Genomic DNA, 18094 nt, shown 5'->3' with positions numbered 1-18094 from the left:
TTTCCCGTGTCCCGATCTCCGTGCAGGAGATCGGGACACCTCGTTCTGCGTTCAGGACATCAGGGCAGATCGATGTCCAGCCAGGACAGGTGTCCGCCCTTGCCGGCCCCGGTATCCATCATGATCGCCCGCCCGCCGGCGCGTCCTTCCAGGGTCAGCGGCTGGCCGTTGGTGCTGCGCTGGTCGTGCCCGCAATACACCGTCACGCCCTCGGGAATCCGGTGCACCCAGTCGAGCACGCGCTCGGGCTTGCCCATGCCGGTCACCCGCCCGGTGGTCTGGCCGTAGAGGGCGCGGGCGAGCAGCCGGTCGCGCTTGTCCGCCATCGTCCGCGGCGGGATGAACAGCATCGCCGGATCGAACCCGCCATGCACGAATACCACCCGCCCGGCGACGAGCCAGGCCGGCGCCCGGCCGATCTCCTCGACCGCCCGCGCCGCCGTCGCCGGATCGAGCGAGGCGATCGTCGCGGCCAGCGCCTCGCCGACCTGCACGCTGTCGCCGCGCAGGGCGCGGGCGAGCTTGTAGTCGTGATTGCCGAGCAGGAAGAGGCCGCGCCCCGCATCGAGCCGGCCGAACATCAGCCGCAGCGCGCCCGGCGTGTCCGGCCCGTCATCGACGAGGTCGCCGAGCTGGACGATGAAGCGCTCCGTGGCGCAGGCGGCGGCGAAGGCAGTGGAATCGCCGTGCACGTCGCCCACCACGCGGAGTTTCGCGCCGGGGGGGAGAAGCACCGTCATGCCCGCGCCGCGATCGCCGCGCGGAGATCCTCCTGCGCCGCGCGGTCGATCGGGAAGCGCCGCATGATCGCGGCGGCGGCGATCTTCAGCGCCGAGGGCACGCCGCAATACAGCAGGAGAAGAAGCGTGATCTGCATGGCGCCGTTCCGGCCGTGGGTCGAAAATCCGACAAGCCCCAGCAGCGGAAAGGCAATCCCCGGCGCCAGCGCGTTGCCGGCCTTCTGCGCCATCGTCGCCGCGGCGAAATACAGCCCGGCCCGCCGCTCCCCGCTCGCCAGCTCGTCGACATCGACGACATCCGCCTGGATCGCCGGCGGAATGGTGAAATCCGCCCCCAGCCCGGCGCCGGTGAACAGGCTGATCACGCCGAACCAGATGAGCGGATGCGCCGTGCGCAGGATGGACGGCACGAAGGCGAAGGCCAGGCCCGAGACCGCCATCGCGATCGTCCAGGCACGGTGCTTCCCCGCCCGCACCGAGAGCGCCAGCCATAGCGGCACCGAGGCGACCCCGGCCGCGAAATAGACCAGCAGGATCGGCCCCGAGGCATCGGGCGCGTGCAGCACCTTGTCGAACACGATCAGGATCAGCGCCGCCGGCAGGCCGTTCGCCAGCCCGTTCACCGCCCAGGCGAGGATCAGCCGCCGGAACGGCGCATTGCCGCCGATCAGCCGCAGCGCGTCACCAAGCCCCGCCGGCGGCGCGGCGCCGCGCGCCGGCTTCGGGTCCGGCACGGCGATCAGCGCGAGCGCCACGGCCGGCCCCGCCAGCCCGATCGTCAGCAGCGCGAGCAGATGCGCCTGCCCGACATGCGAGGTGATGCCGAGCAGCACCGGCGCCAGCGCCGAGATCAGGATGCCGAGGATGGTGCCGCCCTCGCGCAGGCTGGTGATCCGCTGCCGCTCGGCATAATCCTCCGAAAGCTCCGCCCCCCACGCCCAGTAGGGCAGGGAGAGCGCCGTCCACCCCCAGGTCACCAGCGCGTAGAACACGAACAGCCAGAACGCCCCCGCGCCGGCGGGCGGGAAGAACAGCCCGATCGCCCCCACCGCCGCCACCGGCATCGCCAGCGCCATGAACGGCCTGCGCCGCCCGAAGCGCGAGCGGCTGAGGTCGGAGAGCCGCCCCACCATCGGGTCGATCACCACGTCGAAGATCCGCACCGCGGTCAGCACGATGCCGACGGTCGCGAGATCCAGCCGCATCGCGCCGGCCCAGAAATCCGGCAGGATCACCAGCAGCGGCAGGCCCAGCATGGCCAGCGGCAGGGCGGGGGCGGCATAGATCAGCCGCTTCCGCCGCGTCATCCGCGCGGCCAATCAGCCCCGCGCGATCAGGAACTGGCCGACATCGGTCCACCCGGCGCGGAACCCGGCCTCGCAATAGGCGAGATAGAATTCCCAGAGCCGCTTGAACCGCCCGTCATATTGCGGCGACATCCGCGCGATCCGCGGCCAGGCGGACTGGAACGCGTCCTGCCAGCGGGCCAGCGTCTCGGCATAGTCCTGGCCGAAATGGAACGCGTCGCGGAGCGCGAAGCCGGCGCGGGCGATCTCGGCGCGCAGCCGCGTGGGCGAGGGCAGCATGCCGCCGGGAAAGACATAGCGCTGGATGAAATCGGCCTTGCGGCGGTATTCCTCGAAATACCGGTCGGCGATGGTGATCACCTGCAGCGCGGCGAGCCCGCCCGGCGCCAGCCGGTCGCGCAGGGCGGCGAAATAGGCGGGCCAGAACGGTTCGCCCACCGCCTCGAACATCTCGATCGAGGCGATGCGGTCGAAGGTTTCGGGCACGTCGCGGTAATCCTGCAGCCGGAACTCCACCTGCCCGCCCAGCCCCGCCGCCGCGATCCGCGCCCGCGCATAGGCGAGCTGCTCGCGCGAGAGGGTGATGGCGGTGACATGGGCGCCGTAGTCCCGCGCCGCGATCTCGGCGAAGCCGCCCCAGCCGCAGCCGACCTCCAGCACCCGCATCCCCGGTTCGAGGCCGAGGGCGCGGCAGAGCCGGTGATATTTCGCGTCCTGCGCGGGTTGCAGCCCGGCCTGGCCCGGCGCGAACAGGGCGGCGGAATAGGTCATGCTGGGGTCGAGCCAGGCGGCGTAGAAATCGTTGCCGAGATCGTAATGCTCGGAAATGTTGCGCCGCGCGCCGCGCCGCGTGTTGGGCCGCAGCCGGTGGGCGAGGAAGCTCGCCGCCCGCGCCCAGAGCTTGCCGCGCAGCATGTCCTCCCAGCTTTCCTCGTTCAGCGTGCCGAGGCGCAGCACGTCGATCAGGCGGGGGCTGTCCCACCAGCCATCGAGATAGGCCTCGGCGAGGCCGAGGCTGCCGCCGAAGGCGAGCCTCGCGATCATCCGCGCGTCGCGCACGATCATCGTCGCGGCCGGGCCGTGCGCGGCGCCGGCGAAATGGTGCACGGAGCCGTCCGGCAGCACCACTTCCAGCGTGCCCACGCGGATCATCCGCGCGATGCCGAGGCCGAGGCGCAGCCTGCGGTCGCGCGGCAGCGGCGGGGCGGAGAGGGCGGTGGCGTCGGTCATGCGGGGTCTCCTCGGACGATCGGCGGGTGGCCGTCTTTCGGCTCGCGGTGGAAGGTCGCGCCGCGCAGCAGGGTGAGCAGCGCCTGCCAGTGGATCGCGGCGATGATCTTGAGCGGCAGCAGCGGCATGCGCAGCACCTCGCGCAGCAGCGCGGCGTCGGTGGCGGGGCGGCGGATGAGCGCCATCGAGGCGGTCAGCCGCGGCGCCGGAGCGCCGTGGACGATGCGGATCGCGAAGCGGCGCCCGGGCGGGGTGAGGGTGAACTCGTAGCCGCCCTGCATGTCGAACAGCGGCGAGACGTGCATGCGCTTGGCCGCGCGCTGGCGGATCGGCGATCCCGCCGGTGCCGGGATCAGGTAGCCGATCTGGTCGCCGAACGTGTTCTTCACCTGGTGCAGCACGGCGCCGAGCCGGCCCTCCCGGTCGTAGCAGACATAGAAGCTGATCGGGTTGAACGCATACCCGAGGATACGGGGGATGGTGATCAAACGGATGCGGGCGGCGAAGGCGGAAAGTCCGGCATCGTCCAGCGCCGCTTCCACCCAGGGGCGCAGTGCCGAGCCGTCGCGCGGGCCGTGGTCGCGGTCGTGCAGGGCGATCAGGCCGAAGCGGTTGTGGCAGAAGACGCGGCTTGCGGCGGCGAAATCGTCGATCGCGTCGAGATCGATGTCGAGCATCCAGAGCCGGTAGGCGAAGGCGCGGCGCGGCTTCACGTGGCGGACATGGCGCAGCACGCCGGCATAGATCCCGGGTGGGTTCACGGCGCCCCGTCCGCGCCCTGCCAGGATACGGGCAGGCCCATCGCCCGCGCCACCCGCGCGGCCGAGGCGATGCCGTCCTCGTGGAAGCCCCAGCCGGTCCAGGCGCCGGCGAACCAGAGCCCGTCCCGCCCCTGGATCTCGCCGAGCCGTTCCTGCGCCGCCATCGCCGCCGCGTCGAATTGCGGATGGGCATAGTCGCGCACGCGCAGCACCGTCGCTGGATCGGGCTCGACCAGCGGGTTGAGGCTGACCAGCAGCGGCCGCTCCGAGCGCAGCCCCTGCAGCCGGTTCATCCAGTAGGTGACGCTGACGGCGCGGCCGTGATCGGCGGCGTCGCGGGCGAGATAGTTCCACGACGACCACACCGCCCGCCGCCGCGGCATCAGCGCCGTGTCGGTATGCAGCACGGCCCGGTTGGGCTGGAAGCGCACCGCGCCGAGGATCTCGCGCGTGGCCGGCGCGGGGTCGGCGAGCATCGCCAGCGCCTGGTCGGCATGGCAGGCGAACACCACCTCGTCGAACGTTTCTTCTCCCGCATCGGTGACGACGATGACACCCCCTTCCGCGCGCCGCACCTGCCGCACCGGCGCCGAAAGCCGCACCCGCCGGCCGAGCGTCGCCGCCACCCGCTCGACATAGCGGCGCGAGCCGCCGGTCACCGTGCGCCATTGCGGCCGGTCGTTCAGCGTCAGCAGGCCGTGATTGTGGAAGAACCGGGCGAAATGCCGCGCCGGGAAGGCCCGCATCCCCTCGACCGAGGCGGACCAGATCGCCGCCCCCATCGGCAGGATGTGATCCTCGACGAAATCCCGGCCGTAGCCGTTGCGATCGAGCCAGGCGCCGAGCGATTCGTCGCCGGTCGCGTGCAGCAGCGACGGCGCCTCGCGGTTGAAGCGCATCACATCGCGCAGCATGCGCAGGAAGCGCGGGCGGACCAGGTTGCGCCTCTGCGCGAAGAGCTGCGCCAGCGAGCCGCCGCCATATTCAAGCTCGCCCCCGCCGATCGACACGCCGAAGGACATGTCGGTGTCGTGGGTGGCGACGCCGAGTTCGCGGAAGAAGGCTTCGAGGTTCGGATAGTTGCGGTCGTTCAGCACGATGAACCCGGTATCGACCGCGATCTCCTGCGTGCCGAGCCGCACATGCTGGGTGTCGGCATGGCCGCCGAGCTGGCGCTCGGCCTCGAACAGCACGACATCCCGCCGCGCCCGCGCGAGCCAGGCCATCGCCATGCCGGCGATGCCGCCGCCGATCACGGCCAGCCGCGCGCCGCTCACGACGCCTTCCCGCTGATCGCGGCGAAGGCGGCGAGTGCGCGCTCACGCCCCTCGGCGAGGTCGACGACGGGCCGCGGATAGCTCGCCCCGAGCCGCACGCCGGCGCCGCGCAGCACGATCTCCGGCGCCTCCCACGGCGCGTGGAGGTATTTGTCCGGCAGGTTGGCGATCTCCGGCACGAAACGGCGGACATAGGCGCCGTCCGGGTCGAATTTCCGCCCCTGCAACACCGGGTTGAAGATGCGGAAATAGGGCGCCGCATCCGCCCCGCTGCCCGCCACCCATTGCCACGAGGCCGCGTTCGAGGCCGCGTCGGCATCGACGAGACAGTCATGAAACCAGCGCTCCCCCGCCTGCCAGGGCAGCAGCAGGTGCTTGACCAGGAAGGAGGCGACGATCATCCGCACCCGGTTGTGCATCCAGCCGGTCTGCCAGAGCTGGCGCATCCCGGCATCGACGATGGGCACCCCGGTCCGCCCGCGCTGCCAGGCGGCGAGGTCCGCCGCACTTTCCCGCCAGGGCATGGCGGCGAATTGCGCCTTCATCGGCCGGGTCGCGAGGTCCGGCGTGTGCCAGAGCAGATAGGCGGCGAATTCGCGCCAGATCAGCTCCTTGAGAAAGGTCTGCCGCGCCGCGTCGCGCCCCGGTGCTGCCACCGCCGCGCGCCAGACCGCGTCGATCGCGATCTCGCCCCAATGCAGGTGCGGCGACAGGCCGGAGGTGCCGGCGATCCCCGGCAGGTCGCGCTGGCGGTCGTACTCGCCGAAGCCATCGGCGAGGAAGGCGTCGAGCCGCGCCCGCGCCCCGGCCTCGCCGGGCGTCCAGCTCGCCCGCAGCCCGCCGGCCCAGTCGGGCTTCACCGGCAGAAGTCCCCAGTCGCCGAGGCGGTCGCCGCCCGGATCGCCGGCGGCGGCGAGGCGGGCCGGCGCGGGAATCGGCGGGCGCGGCGCGAAGGCATCGAAACAGGCGCGGGAGAACGGCGTATAGACGCCATACACCCCGCCGGTCCTGGTGGTGATCCGCTCCGGGCCGAACATCAGCGCCGAGCGGTGGCGGTGAAACCCGATCCCCGCTTCCTGCAACGCCGCCGCCACGCGCCGGTCGGCCTCGCGCAGCCAGGGCTCGTGCGCCCGCCCGGCATGGACGGCGACCGCGCCAATCTCGCGCGCCAGCGCCGGGACGATCGCCGCCGCATCGCCCCGCCGCAGCACCAGCCGCCCGCCGCGCGCGGTAAAATCGGCCTCAAGCGCGGCGAGCGAATGGTGCAGCCACCAGCGCGACGCCCCGCCCGTCTCCGCCGCCGGATCGAGCACGAAGACCGGCAGCACGTTTCCCTCCTCGATCGCGGCGGCGAGGGCGGGGTTGTCGGCCAGGCGCAGGTCGTTGCGCAGCCAGAGCAGCGTCGTCGCCATCACGCGGCCTTTCCGGCATGGGCGAGGGGAAAGGCATAGACCCGCTCGCGCCCGAGCAGGAACACCTGCCCGCCGCGCGGGAACAGCGCGCGGATCGGCGGCGAAGTCACCTCCAGCCCGCCGGCATAGGCGCCGAAGGCCGGCAGCAGCACGCGATGGGCATCGGCCACGAAACACGGCCGCGCCACCGAAGCGGCCCGCGTCGCGATCCGGGCCTTCGGATGGAAATGGCCGGAGAACTCGACCTGCCCGGCGGCGACCGGCCCCGCCACATGGCGGAACACCGCCCCCGACTCCGCGTGTTCCGCAAGCCCCGTGCCCGCGTCGTGATTGCCCTCGATCCAGAGGAAGCGATGCGCCGCCTCCATCCGCGCGAGAAGCGAAGCCTCCTCCGCCGGCAGGCGGGCGCGGCCGGCCTCGTCGTGGAAACTGTCGCCGAGCGCGATCACCCGCTCCGGCGCGTAGCGGCGCAGCAGCAGCGCGAGCCGATCGAGCGTCGCCCGGCTGTCATAGGGCGGCAGCAGCCCGCCGCGCGCGGCGATCGACGAGGCCTTTTCGAGATGCAGGTCGGCGACGATCAGGGCGCGCCGGTCCGGCCAGAACACGGCGCCGGCGGGATCGAGCAGGAAGCGCCCGGCGGCGCGGTGGATCGGTGCGGCAGTCATGATGCCGGTCATTTCACAGGCGCGTGCGTTAGGCCAGAGTGTCCGTCCCCATCGCCTCGGCGACGAGGGCTTCCGCCTCGCCGAGCAGCGCCTCCTCGGCCTCGGCGCCGCCGACGCGCTCGCGGCCGATCTCGAGCAGGACGGGCACGGCGAGCGGCGAGACCCGGGGCAGGGCGCGGTGATGCACCCGCCCGCGCGCGCGGGCCAGCATGCCGGCGATGCGGGCGAGATCGACCAGCCCGTGCGCGGCATCGGCCCAGGTGGCGCGGAGGAGAATATGGCTCGGGTCATGCTTGCGGAGGACATCGTAGATCAGATCGGTATTGATGGTGATCTGTCTACGGTTCTTCTCGCCGCCCGGATGCATCCGTTCGATCAGCCCGGCGATGACCGCGACATTGCGGAAACTGCGCCGCAGCATCGAGCTTTCCGCCATCCACGCCTCGAGATCCTCGCCGAGCAGGTCCTCCTCGAACAGGCGGGCGATCCCGGTCGGCTCGCGCGCGCACCAGATGCCGAGCACATAATCGGTCGCGACATAGCCGAGCGGCTGGAAGCCGAACCGCTCCAGCCGGCGGGTCAGCAGCATGCCCAGCGCCTGGTGCGCCTGCCGCCCCTCGAAGCAATAGGTCACGAGATACCACCGCCCGCCGCGCGGAAACGTCTCCACCAGCAGGTCGTCCGGCGCCGGCAGCGCCGAGCGCGCCGCCTGCAGGCCGAGCCATTCGCGCACCGGCGCGGGAAAGCGGTCCCAGGTGGCGGGCGTGTGCAGCATTCGCCGCACCCGGTCGGCGAGGTTGGTCGAAAGCGGCATTCGCCCGCCGGCATAGGCCGGGATCTTCGGCTCGCCCGTGCCGCCCTCGGCGCAGAGCACGCTGGTCTCCCGAATGCCGAGAAAGCGCAGCAACCGCCCGGCGAAGCGGAACGTGTCGCCCGGCGAGAGCATCGCCGCGAAATATTCCTCGACCTCGCCGAGCACGATCCCGCCGCGCCCGCCGCCGAGCCGCACCTTCAGCACCGGCGCCTCGACGATGGTGCCGATATTCATCCGCAGCCGCCGCGCCACCGCCTCGTTGCGGACATGCACCACCCCCTCGGCGTCGCGGAACAGCCGCCGATATCGCTCATAGACCGCGAGCGCGTAGCCGCCATCCTCGACGAAGCGCAGCACGTCGTCGAAATCCTTGCGCGCCAGCGCGGCATAGGGGGAAGCGGCGGTGATCTCGGCGAACAGGTCGTCGGGGTGGAAGGAGGCGGCGCAGGCGCAGCCCAGCACGTGCTGCGCCAGCACATCGAGCCCGCCCGGCCGTGGCGGATCGCCGTCGAGATCCTGCGCCGCCACCCCCTCGATCGCCGCGGCGCATTCCAGCACCTCGAAGCGGTTGGCGGGCACGAGCAGCGCGCGCGAGGCCTCGTCGAGCCGGTGATTGGCCCGCCCGAGCCGTTGCAGCAGGCGCGACACCCCCTTCGGCGCGCCGATCTGGATCACCTGGTCCACGCCCGCCCAGTCGATGCCGAGATCGAGCGACGAGGTCGCGACCACGGCGCGCAGTTTTCCGCCCGCCATCGCCGCCTCGACGCGGCGGCGCTGCTCCACCGCGAGGCTGCCGTGATGCAGCGCGATCGGCAGGGTCTCGTCGTTGTGCTTCCACAGCGCCTCGAACATCAGCTCGGCCTGGGCGCGGGTGTTGACGAACACGATCGTCATCCGTGCCGCGCGGATGCGCGCCAGCACCGCCTCCGCCGCCATCAGCCCCATATGGCCGGACCACGGCATCCGCGCCGGCCCGATCAGCATCCCGATCTCCGGCGCCGCCCCGGCCTCGCCCGTAATCATCTCGGTCGCCCCGCCCCGGCCATCCGGCGAGATCCAGGCGCGGATCGCCTCGGGATGCGCGATCGTCGCCGACAGCCCGATCCGCACCGCCCCCGGCGCGAGTTGTGCGAGCCGGGCGAGGCAGAGCGCGAGCTGGTCGCCCCGCTTGGTCCCGGCCAGCGCGTGCACCTCGTCGATCACGATGCTCGCCAGCCCCGTGAAGCGCGACGCCGCCTCGGGATCGTAGAGCAGCAAGGCGAGGCTCTCCGGCGTGGTCAGCAAAATGTGCGGCGGCCGGGCGCGCTGCCGCGCCCGCCGGTTCGCCGGCGTGTCCCCCGTGCGGGTCTCGACGCGGATGGGCAGGCCCATCTCCGCCACCGGCGCTTCGAGATTGCGGGCGATATCGGTCGCCAGCGCCTTCAGCGGGCTGACATAGATCGTGTGCAGCCCCTCCGGCGGATCGTCCGCCAGCGCGATCAGGCTGGGCAGGAACCCTGCCAGCGTCTTGCCCCCGCCGGTGGGGGCGATCAGCAGCGCGTTTTTTCCCCGCCGCGCCGCGTCCAGCACGGCGAGCTGGTGCGGCCGCGGCGTCCAGCCGCGCGCGGCGAACCAGTCGGCGAAACGGTGGGGCAGGGCGGTCACGCGCCAGACATGGCAGACTTGGCGAAACCTGCAATCCGCCCCCATCTTCCCGCCATGCCTCCGCATCCCGAAACCTGGCTGCACCCTCGCCCCGAAGGGCTCCATTGCGTGCCGGGCGACTTCTTCATCGACCCCACCCGCGCCGTCGATCGCGCGGTGATCACCCATGGCCATGCCGACCATGCCCGGCCGGGCCATCGCCATGTGCTGGCCAGCGCCGAGACGCTTGCGATCATGCGGGTGCGGATGGGCGAGGCGCGGGCCGGCGCGGCGCAGCAGGCGGCCGCACCGGGCGAGATCGTCCGCATCAACGGCGTCGGCGTCTCCCTCGTCCCCGCCGGCCATGTCCTCGGCTCCTGCCAGGTGGTGCTGGACTATGAAGGCAGCCGCGCCGTGGTCTCGGGCGACTACAAGCGCCGGCGCGATCCCACCTGCGCGCCCTTCGTCCCGGTGAATTGCGACGTGTTCGTGACGGAGGCGACGTTCGGCCTGCCGGTCTTCCGCCATCCGGACGCCGCGGCGGAAATCGCGAAACTGCTCCACTCCATGACGATCTTCCCCACCCGCGCGCATCTCGTCGGCGCCTACGGTCTCGGCAAGGCGCAGCGGCTGATCGCCCTGCTGCGCGAAGCCGGATACGACGCTCCGATCTACCTCCACGGCGCCCTGCAAAAACTCTGCGACCTCTACGAAACCCTCGGCGTGCCCCTGGGCGATCTCCGCCCCGCCACGGTCGCCGACAAGGACGCGCTGAAAGGCGCCATCGTCCTCGCCCCGCCCTCCGCGGTGGCGGATCGCTGGGCGCGGCGGCTGGATGATCCGGTGGTCGCCGTCGCCTCGGGCTGGATGCGGGTGCGCCAGCGCGCCAAGGCCTCCGGCGTCGAGCTGCCGCTCGTCATCTCCGACCATGCCGACTGGGACGAACTGCTCGCCACGGTGGAGGATGTCGCCGCCCCGGAAATCTGGGTCACCCACGGCGCCGAGGCGGCCCTGCTGCGCCAGCTCTCGCTCATGGGACGGCGCGGCCGCGCGCTCAGCCTGATCGGCTATGGCGACGAGGCGGAGCAGGAATGAAACCCTTCGCCGACCTGCTGGAACGCCTGCTCTACACCACCGGGCGCAACGCCAAGATCGCGCTCCTGGCCGATTACTTCGCCCACCGCCCCGATCCCGAGCGCGGCTACGCGCTCGCCGCCATCGCCGGCGCGCTCGACTTTCCCGGCGCGAAACCCGCCGTGCTGCGCGAACTGGCCGCCGCCCGCACCGATCCCGAGCTGTTCGCGCTCTCCTACGATTTCGTCGGCGACCTCGCCGAGACCATCGCCCTGCTCTGGCCGCCGGCCGCGCGCGCGGCCCCGCCCGGCCTGCCCGATCTCGTCGCCGCCCTGCGCGCGGCGCCGCGCGCCGAAATCCCGGCGCTGATCGAAGGCTGGCTCGATGCGAGCGACGTCTCGACGCGGATCGCCCTGATCAAGCTGATCACCGGCGGCCTGCGCGTCGGCGCCTCGCTGCGGTTGGCGAAACTCGCCCTGGCCCGGCAATTCGCCGTCGAGGCCGACGAGATCGAGGAGGTCTGGCACGGGCTGGAGCCGCCCTACACCGCGCTGTTCGACTGGCTGGAAGGCCGCGCCCCGCGCCCCGCGCCCGGTGCGGCCCCCGTCTTCCGCCCGCCGATGCTGGCCCACCCGATCGAGGCGGCCGACCTCGCGACACTCGACTGGTCCGCCCATCGCGCCGAATGGAAATGGGACGGCATCCGCGTCCAGCTCGTGTCCACCCCCGGCGGCAGCCGGCTCTATTCGCGCGGCGCGGAAGACATCTCGGCCGCCTTCCCCGAAATCGTCGCGGCGATGGATTTCCACGCCGTGCTCGATGGCGAGCTGCTGGTCATCCGCGACGGCGCGGTCGCCCCCTTCGCCGACCTCCAGCAGCGCCTCAACCGCAAGAGCGTTCCGGCAAAACTCCGCGCCGCCAACCCGGTCGGCGTGCGGCTGTATGACATGCTGTTCGAGGGCGAAACCGACCTCCGGGGCCTGCCCTTCGATGCCCGCCGCGCCCGGCTCGAAGCCTGGTTCGCCCGCACCGCCCCGGCGCGGATGGACCTTTCGGAGCTGATCCCTTTCGCCGCGGCCGACGATCTCGCCGCCCTGCGCGCCGGCGCCCGCGACGCCGCGATCGAGGGGCTGATGCTCAAGCGCGCCGACAGCCCCTATCTCGCCGGCCGCCCCAAGGGCCATTGGTGGAAATGGAAGCGCGACCCGCTCAGCCTCGACTGCGTGCTGATGTATGCCCAGCGCGGCCACGGCAAGCGCTCCTCCTATTATTCCGACTACACGTTCGGCGTCTGGACGGCGGAGGGCGCGCTGGTGCCGGTCGGCAAGGCCTATTCCGGCTATACCGATGCCGAGCTGCAACGGCTCGACCGCTGGATCCGCGCCCACACGGTCGCGAGCTACGGCCCGGTGCGCGAGGTGGAGAAGGCGATCGTGCTGGAAGTGGGGTTCGACGCGGCGCAGCGCTCCACCCGCCACAAATCCGGCATCGCGCTGCGCTTCCCGCGCATCCTGCGCATCCGCGAGGACAAGCCGGCCGCCGAGGCGGACACGCTGGAGACCGCGCGTTTGCTCCTGCCCGGCTAGTCCGGGCCGCTTGAGAGCGGCAGCTTCACTGATCCGTGCCGCCTGCGAGCGGCCCGAGCGCCGCCTGGATGCCGAATTCGCCGGGCAGCGCCCCATGCGGGAACAGCACGTTGACATGGCCGAGCTTGCGCCCCGGCCGCGCGGCGGTCTTGCCGTAGTGATGCGGGATCAGCCCCGCCGTCGCCACGATCCGCGGCCAGAGGGCGATGTCCTCCGGCCCGACCAGGTTCTTCATCACCGCGTCGGAATGGCGGATCGCCGGCGGCAGCGGCAGGCCGGCGACGGCGCGGATATGCAGCTCGAACTGGCTGGCCGGGCAGGCATCGATCGTCCAGTGCCCGGAGTTATGCGGCCGCGGCGCGATCTCGTTGGCCAGCACCCTGCCGTCGCGGTCGATGAAGAACTCCACCGCCAGCAGCCCGACCAGGCCGATCCGCTCGGCCACGAGGCGCGCCATCTCCCGCGCCGTCTCCCGCACCGCCGGGTCGAACGGGGCCGGGGCCAGGGTGAGGTCGAGGATATGGTCGCGATGCCGGTTCTCGACCATGTCGAAGGCGCTGACCGTCCCATCCGCCCCGCGCGCGACGACGACCGACCCCTCCGCCGCGAAATCGACGAAGCCTTCCAGGATCAGCGGCTTCGGATGCAGCAGGCCGAAAGCCATCTCCGCCTCGGCCTCGGTGCGGATCAGCGCCTGGCCCTTGCCGTCATAGCCGAGCCGCGTGGTCTTGAGCACGGCGGGCAGGCCGATCGCGGCGATGGCGGCGGTCAGCTCCGCCATGCTGCTCACCGGCGCCCAGGGCGCGGTGCCGATGCCGGCCTCGTTGAGGAAGCTCTTCTCCGCGATCCGGTCCTGGCTGATCCGCAGGATTTCCGGCCCCGGCCGGACCGGGCGGCGGTCGGCCAGCAGGTCGAGCCCCTCGGCGGAGACGTTCTCGAACTCGAAGGTGATGACGTCCACCGCATCGGCGAAGCGCAGCAGGGCGGCGTTGTCGTCGTAATCGGCGCGGGTCGTCGCGGCCGCGACCTGCGAGGCCGGGGCGTCGGGTTCCGGAGAAAAGATATGGCAGCGATAGCCGAGCCGGGCTGCCGCCATGGCGGACATGCGGCCGAGCTGGCCGCCGCCGACGATGCCGATCGTGGCGTTGGGGGGAAGCGGAAAACCGGTCATTCTGTGGGCAGGTCCTCGGGCAGGTCGGGCACGTTGTCGGTCTGGGCGCGGCGCCAGGCGTCGAGCCTGGCCTCGATGGCCTTGTCCGTCACCGCCAGCATGGCGGCGGCGAAGAGGGCGGCGTTGATCGCCCCGGCCTTGCCGATCGCGAAGGTGGCGACCGGCACGCCGCCGGGCATCTGCACGATGGAATGCAGGCTGTCCACCCCTTTCAGCGCGGCGCTCTCCACCGGCACGCCGAGCACCGGCACCGGGGTGAGGGCGGCGACCATGCCGGGCAGGTGCGCGGCGCCGCCGGCCCCGGCGATGATCGCGGCGAGACCCCGGCCGCGTGCGGCATGGGCATACTCGACCATGCGCAGCGGCGTGCGGTGGGCGGAGACGACGCGCGCCTCGAAGGGGATGCCGAGTGCTTCCAGCGTCTCGGCGGCGTGGCGCATGGTCGGCCAGTCCGACCGGCTGCCCATGATGATCCCGATGCGCGGCGTCACGCGATGCTGTCCGGGATCAGGCGGCTTTCGAGGCGGAGGATCTGGTCGCGCAGCAGCAGCTTGCGCTTCTTGAGCCGCTGGATCTGCAGCTGGTCGATCGTCGGCTGGTCGCCCAGCCGGGCGATCACGGAATCGAGGTCCCGGTGCTCGCTGCGCAGGCCATGCAGCTGGCGGAGCAGATTATCCTTGTCGGTCAGCATGGTCGGCTTCTAGCACAGGCGCGGGAGGCTGGCCTATCCCGGATTTGCCGCAACCGCCCCGCGCCGGGGCGAATTTCGGCGGGATGACTTTTGTAAAAGTCTGATGACAACCGCCGCGTGCAGGACTAGTTTCGCTTCAGGCGCCCGCTCCGGGCACCGGAAGGCGGGCGCCGCAACGATCCACACTCGGAAAGGAGTCGAGGATGAGCCTGCAAGCGAGACTTGAATCCCTCAAGCAGCGTCACGCCGGCCTGGAAATGCGGATCACGGAGGAGGACCGGCGGCCGCGACCGGATGAGGACAATCTCGCCCGACTCAAACTGGAGAAACTTCGTCTCAAGGAAGAGATGGAGCGAATTCAGGCGCGCTGAGGCGCGCGGAAGTCCGGAAACCGGCGGCAGGACGCCGCCGCGCCGATGAAGATCATCTGAACATCATCGCCCGGGCCGGGATCTCCGGTCCGGGTTCGTCGTCCCGGGATCAGGCCGCCTCGTCGCCGCTCTCGGGCACGGGCGGGGGCGGCACCGGCTCGCCGTCGCGCTCGGCGCGGGCATTGGCGGCGGAGACCACGTCGTTCAGGTCGGACTGCTTGCAGAGGCCGAGGATCACCGGGTCGCGCGGCTTGATGTTGGCGCTGTTCCAGTGCGAGCGGTCGCGCACCTTCTGGATCGTGTCCTTGGTGGTGCCGAGCAGCTTGACGATCTGCGCGTCCTGCACCTGCGGGTAGTTGCGCAGCATGAAGGCGATGGCGTCCGGCCGGTCGATCCGCTTGGCGACGGGGGTGTAGCGCGCGCCCTTGGTGCGGCGGCCGCCGGGGATGGCGGCGTCGAGCATCTTGAGGCGGGCCTTGGGGTCGGCCTCGCAGCGGCGGATTTCCTCGGCGGTGGTCTGCTTGTTGGCGATCGGGTCGTAGCCGACGATGCCCTGCGCCACCTCGCCATCGGCGATCGCCTGCACCTCGAGCGGATGCATGCCGCAGAAATCGGCGATCTGCTCGAAGCTCAAGGCGGTCTTTTCGATCAGCCACACGGCGGTGGCCTTCGGCATCAGGGGCAGCGTCATCATCATACCTCAGAGAGAGAGCGGCGGTCGGCCGGACGGGCGCGGCGGACACGCCGTCTTAATATTGCCGTGCATATGGTGCAGAGATATTGCCCGGGTCAAGCCACGGGCGGAGAAATGCCGCATTGCGCCCCGGTGCCGGCCGGAAACGGGACTTGCGTTTGCGGGCGCGAGAGTAAAGATGACAGACATGATCGATCCGTTCGGCCGCGCCATCACCTATCTCCGCATCTCGGTCACCGACCGGTGCGATTTCCGCTGCGTCTACTGCATGGCGGAGGACATGACCTTCCTGCCGAAGGCGGACCTGCTCTCGCTCGAGGAGCTGGAGCGGCTGGCGGGCGCCTTCGTCGATCTCGGCGTGCGCAAGCTGCGGCTGACCGGCGGCGAGCCGCTGGTCCGGCGCGGGGTGATGGCGCTGATCAACCGGCTGGGCCAGCGGATCGGCCAGGGGCTCGACGAGCTGACCCTGACCACCAATGGCAGCCAGCTCGGCCGCTTCGCCGACGAGCTGGTCGCGGCCGGGGTGAAGCGGGTGAACGTCTCGATCGACACGCTGGACGAGGAGAAATTCCGCACGATCACCCGCTGGGGCCGGCTGCCGCAGGTGATCGACGGCGTGATGGCGGCGAAGGCGGCGGGGCTGCGGGTGAAGGTCAACGCCGTGGCGCTGAAGGGCGTGAACGAGGACGAGTTCGACGCCATGCTGGACTGGTGCGGCCGGCACGGCTTCGATTTCTGCCTGATCGAGACGATGCCGCTCGGCGAGGTGGACCAGGACCGGACCGATCAGTACCTGCCGCTCTCCACCGTGCGCCAGCGCCTCGCCGCGCGCTGGACGCTGACGCCGACCGATTACGTGACCGGCGGGCCGGCGCGGTATTTCGACGTCGCCGAGACCGGCACGAGGCTCGGCTTCATCACCCCGCTCACGCATAATTTCTGCGAGGGCTGCAACCGGGTGCGGCTGACCTGCACCGGCACGCTCTACATGTGCCTCGGCCAGGACGACGCGGCGGACCTGCGCGCCGTGCTGCGCGGCTCGGACGATGACGCGGTGCTGCGCCAGGCGATCCTCGATGCGATCGCGCGCAAGCCGAAAGGGCATGATTTCGTGATCGACCGCGCCGGGCGGGCGCCGGCGGTGGCCCGGCACATGAGCGTGACCGGCGGATAGGCCGGGGGCCTTCGCCGGGCGCGGTGGGACGGTTTCATCCTGTTCTTGAGTCACGAGAAATAAATTTGACAATCGATATGATCGTGGATAGAGATCTTCGGAAATAGAACTCGGTCAAAATAATAAAAATTCCTTAAGAACTGCATGTTTTCAGTCTGGTCATAAGAATTGGTGGCCTTCGTTCGGCCTGTATTTGGGCAGGTCTAAGCTGAATCGCCTGGGCATCGGGGAATGGGGCTCACATCTTTCTATCTGTTCTTCGATGGCATGATACTGGTGGGCGGCACCCTGCTGCTGGCCACGGGAATGCTGTCCGGCTGCGCCACGCTGAAATGGTGGAGCCTGAGCTATTTCACCGTGGCGGCCGGGATCGCGACGGTGGCTTTCGGGCACGCGGCCTGGCCCTGGCTCGGCTACGGGTTGGGGCCGGGGCTGAATCTCGCCGGGTTCGGCGTCATGTGGGCAGGGGCGCGGCGGCTGAGGGGGCGGCGCGCGGCGCCCTGGCAGGTGCTGCTGCCCGGCGTCGTCTGGTTGGCGGTCAGCGCGGTGCTGCCCTTCGACGACGCGCCGTGGCTGCGGATGGTGACGCAGACGCTGTTCATCGAGGCGATTTTCGGACTGATCCTGGCCGAGATCCTGCGGGCGCCGGTCCGCGCGCTGGCGCGGCTTCCGCTGGCGGGGGCGACGTTCGGGCATGCGGTCTTCGTTCTCGTGCGCGCGGTCGCCCTGCTGTTCTACGGCAGCCCGGCGGTGTACCGCTTCTGGCTCTACGGCACGGCGATCGAGGGCATGCTGTTCATGTTCTGCGACGCGCTGCTGATCAGCCATCTGGTCCGCTCGTGGCGCGAACACGACCTGCACGACGTCGCGCGCACCGATTTCCTGACCGGCGTGCTGAACCGCCGCGGCTTTACCGCACGCGCGGAGCGCTGCCTGCGGGAGGCGCCTTGCATGCTGCTGGTGCTGGATATCGACGGGTTCAAGGGAATCAACGACACGCTCGGCCATGGCGAGGGCGACCGGCTGCTGCGCGAGCTTGGCCGGATCTGCGTGGAGAGCGTGCGGGAAGGCGACGTGGTCGGGCGGCTGGGGGGCGACGAATTCGCGATCCTGATCGTCGGCGGCTCGGCGGAGGTCGCGGCGGCGATCGCGCAGCGGATCCGCCTTGCCTTCGCGCAGACGCGGGTCGCGCGCGGGCTGGCCGCCGCGGTCAGCATCGGGATCAGCGGTGCCGGGGCCGGCGGCGCCACGCTCGACGACCTGCTGGTGCAGGCGGATATGCGGCTGTACCGGGCGAAGGACGAGCGGCCGGCATTGGGACCGGCCATGCTCCGGGCCGGCTGAACGCTCCATTCTCATTTTGAAATCGTAACGATATTGGCGTGCCGGGGCGCGGTGTGCTCAGGCGCGAAAAGCGGCGGCGCGGGGCGGGCGGACGCGCGGGCGGCGTGGCGGCCGCGGGCGCGGAACCGGCGCGGCGGCTTGCGGGCCGGCCTGTGGCTGA

Annotated in this window: 17 protein-coding genes; 5 read left to right on the top strand and 12 right to left on the bottom strand. The window is 71.1% G+C overall.

The window, feature by feature from the left end; translation table 11 throughout:
- Positions 1-59 precede the first annotated feature (59 nt).
- The 8 genes from RT91_RS16490 to RT91_RS16455 are packed head-to-tail and all read right to left on the bottom strand — an operon-like array spanning position 60 to position 9895.
- Positions 60-740, bottom strand: a complete 681-nt coding sequence (locus tag RT91_RS16490; protein WP_007422245.1) for a metallophosphoesterase — start codon at positions 738-740, stop codon at positions 60-62.
- Positions 737-2047, bottom strand: coding sequence for an MFS transporter (locus tag RT91_RS16485; protein ID WP_035188551.1), 1311 nt, complete (start codon positions 2045-2047; stop codon positions 737-739). Before RT91_RS16485 ends, RT91_RS16490 begins: the two co-directional genes overlap by 4 nt.
- A gap of 12 nt (positions 2048-2059) precedes the next feature.
- Positions 2060-3277, bottom strand: a complete 1218-nt coding sequence (locus RT91_RS16480; protein ID WP_011942375.1) for a cyclopropane-fatty-acyl-phospholipid synthase family protein — start codon at positions 3275-3277, stop codon at positions 2060-2062.
- Complete coding sequence (locus tag RT91_RS16475; protein WP_011942374.1) at positions 3274-4038, bottom strand: DUF1365 domain-containing protein; 765 nt, start codon at positions 4036-4038, stop codon at positions 3274-3276. Before RT91_RS16475 ends, RT91_RS16480 begins: the two co-directional genes overlap by 4 nt.
- Positions 4035-5315: an NAD(P)/FAD-dependent oxidoreductase gene (locus tag RT91_RS16470; RefSeq protein ID WP_035188543.1), complete on the bottom strand. Its 1281-nt coding sequence runs from the start codon at positions 5313-5315 to the stop codon at positions 4035-4037. The genes RT91_RS16475 and RT91_RS16470 overlap by 4 nt, the downstream gene beginning before the upstream one ends.
- Complete coding sequence (locus tag RT91_RS16465) at positions 5312-6727, bottom strand: deoxyribodipyrimidine photo-lyase (RefSeq protein ID WP_011942372.1); 1416 nt, start codon at positions 6725-6727, stop codon at positions 5312-5314. The genes RT91_RS16470 and RT91_RS16465 overlap by 4 nt, the downstream gene beginning before the upstream one ends.
- Positions 6727-7392: a ligase-associated DNA damage response endonuclease PdeM gene (gene pdeM / locus RT91_RS16460; RefSeq protein ID WP_275470332.1), complete on the bottom strand. Its 666-nt coding sequence runs from the start codon at positions 7390-7392 to the stop codon at positions 6727-6729. Before pdeM ends, RT91_RS16465 begins: the two co-directional genes overlap by 1 nt.
- 28 nt (positions 7393-7420) lie before the next feature.
- Complete coding sequence (locus RT91_RS16455) at positions 7421-9895, bottom strand: ligase-associated DNA damage response DEXH box helicase (protein WP_051788341.1); 2475 nt, start codon at positions 9893-9895, stop codon at positions 7421-7423.
- A gap of 9 nt (positions 9896-9904) precedes the next feature.
- On the opposite strand from RT91_RS16455, the gene RT91_RS16450 reads away from it, so the two are divergent.
- The gene (locus RT91_RS16450) at positions 9905-10924 is read left to right on the top strand and encodes a ligase-associated DNA damage response exonuclease (protein ID WP_408735342.1); all 1020 of its coding nucleotides are present in this window, start codon (positions 9905-9907) and stop codon (positions 10922-10924) included.
- Complete coding sequence (locus RT91_RS16445; RefSeq protein WP_035188531.1) at positions 10921-12489, top strand: cisplatin damage response ATP-dependent DNA ligase; 1569 nt, start codon at positions 10921-10923, stop codon at positions 12487-12489. Before RT91_RS16450 ends, RT91_RS16445 begins: the two co-directional genes overlap by 4 nt.
- Positions 12490-12514: 25 nt before the next feature.
- Here the strand turns inward: RT91_RS16445 and RT91_RS16440 are convergent, their stop codons facing one another.
- Genes RT91_RS16440 through RT91_RS16430 form a run of 3 tightly spaced genes read right to left on the bottom strand, consistent with a single transcriptional unit; the run spans position 12515 to position 14351 of the window.
- On the bottom strand, positions 12515-13660 hold the full coding sequence (locus RT91_RS16440; RefSeq protein WP_007422933.1) for a 5-(carboxyamino)imidazole ribonucleotide synthase: 1146 nt from the start codon (positions 13658-13660) through the stop codon (positions 12515-12517).
- Entirely contained in the window at positions 13657-14127 is a 471-nt protein-coding gene (purE, locus tag RT91_RS16435) for a 5-(carboxyamino)imidazole ribonucleotide mutase (protein WP_162839081.1), read from the bottom strand. The genes RT91_RS16440 and purE overlap by 4 nt, the downstream gene beginning before the upstream one ends.
- 20 nt (positions 14128-14147) lie before the next feature.
- Positions 14148-14351 (bottom strand): YdcH family protein, encoded by a 204-nt coding sequence (locus RT91_RS16430; protein ID WP_007422935.1) that lies wholly within the window; start codon positions 14349-14351, stop codon positions 14148-14150.
- A 203-nt stretch (positions 14352-14554) separates the two neighbouring features.
- Here RT91_RS16430 and RT91_RS20815 point away from each other — a divergent pair, with 203 nt between their 5' ends.
- Positions 14555-14722, top strand: a complete 168-nt coding sequence (locus RT91_RS20815) for a YdcH family protein (protein WP_007422936.1) — start codon at positions 14555-14557, stop codon at positions 14720-14722.
- 109 nt (positions 14723-14831) lie between these two features.
- Here RT91_RS20815 and RT91_RS16425 read toward each other — a convergent pair whose 3' ends face one another.
- Positions 14832-15416, bottom strand: coding sequence for a DUF1013 domain-containing protein (locus RT91_RS16425; RefSeq protein ID WP_035188529.1), 585 nt, complete (start codon positions 15414-15416; stop codon positions 14832-14834).
- A gap of 187 nt (positions 15417-15603) precedes the next feature.
- On the opposite strand from RT91_RS16425, the gene moaA reads away from it, so the two are divergent.
- Complete coding sequence (moaA, locus tag RT91_RS16420; protein WP_007422938.1) at positions 15604-16590, top strand: GTP 3',8-cyclase MoaA; 987 nt, start codon at positions 15604-15606, stop codon at positions 16588-16590.
- Between the two features lie 231 nt (positions 16591-16821).
- Positions 16822-17934 carry a diguanylate cyclase gene (locus RT91_RS16415; protein WP_035188527.1) on the top strand — a complete coding sequence of 371 codons (1113 nt, stop codon included), beginning with the start codon at positions 16822-16824 and terminating at the stop codon, positions 17932-17934.
- Positions 17935-18094 lie beyond the last annotated feature (160 nt).

It is taken from the genome of Acidiphilium sp. JA12-A1, assembly GCF_000724705.2.
GTDB lineage: Bacteria > Pseudomonadota > Alphaproteobacteria > Acetobacterales > Acetobacteraceae > Acidiphilium > Acidiphilium multivorum.
Note: the sequence above shows the minus strand (reverse complement) of the source record. Positions and strands in the feature narration are given on the sequence as shown.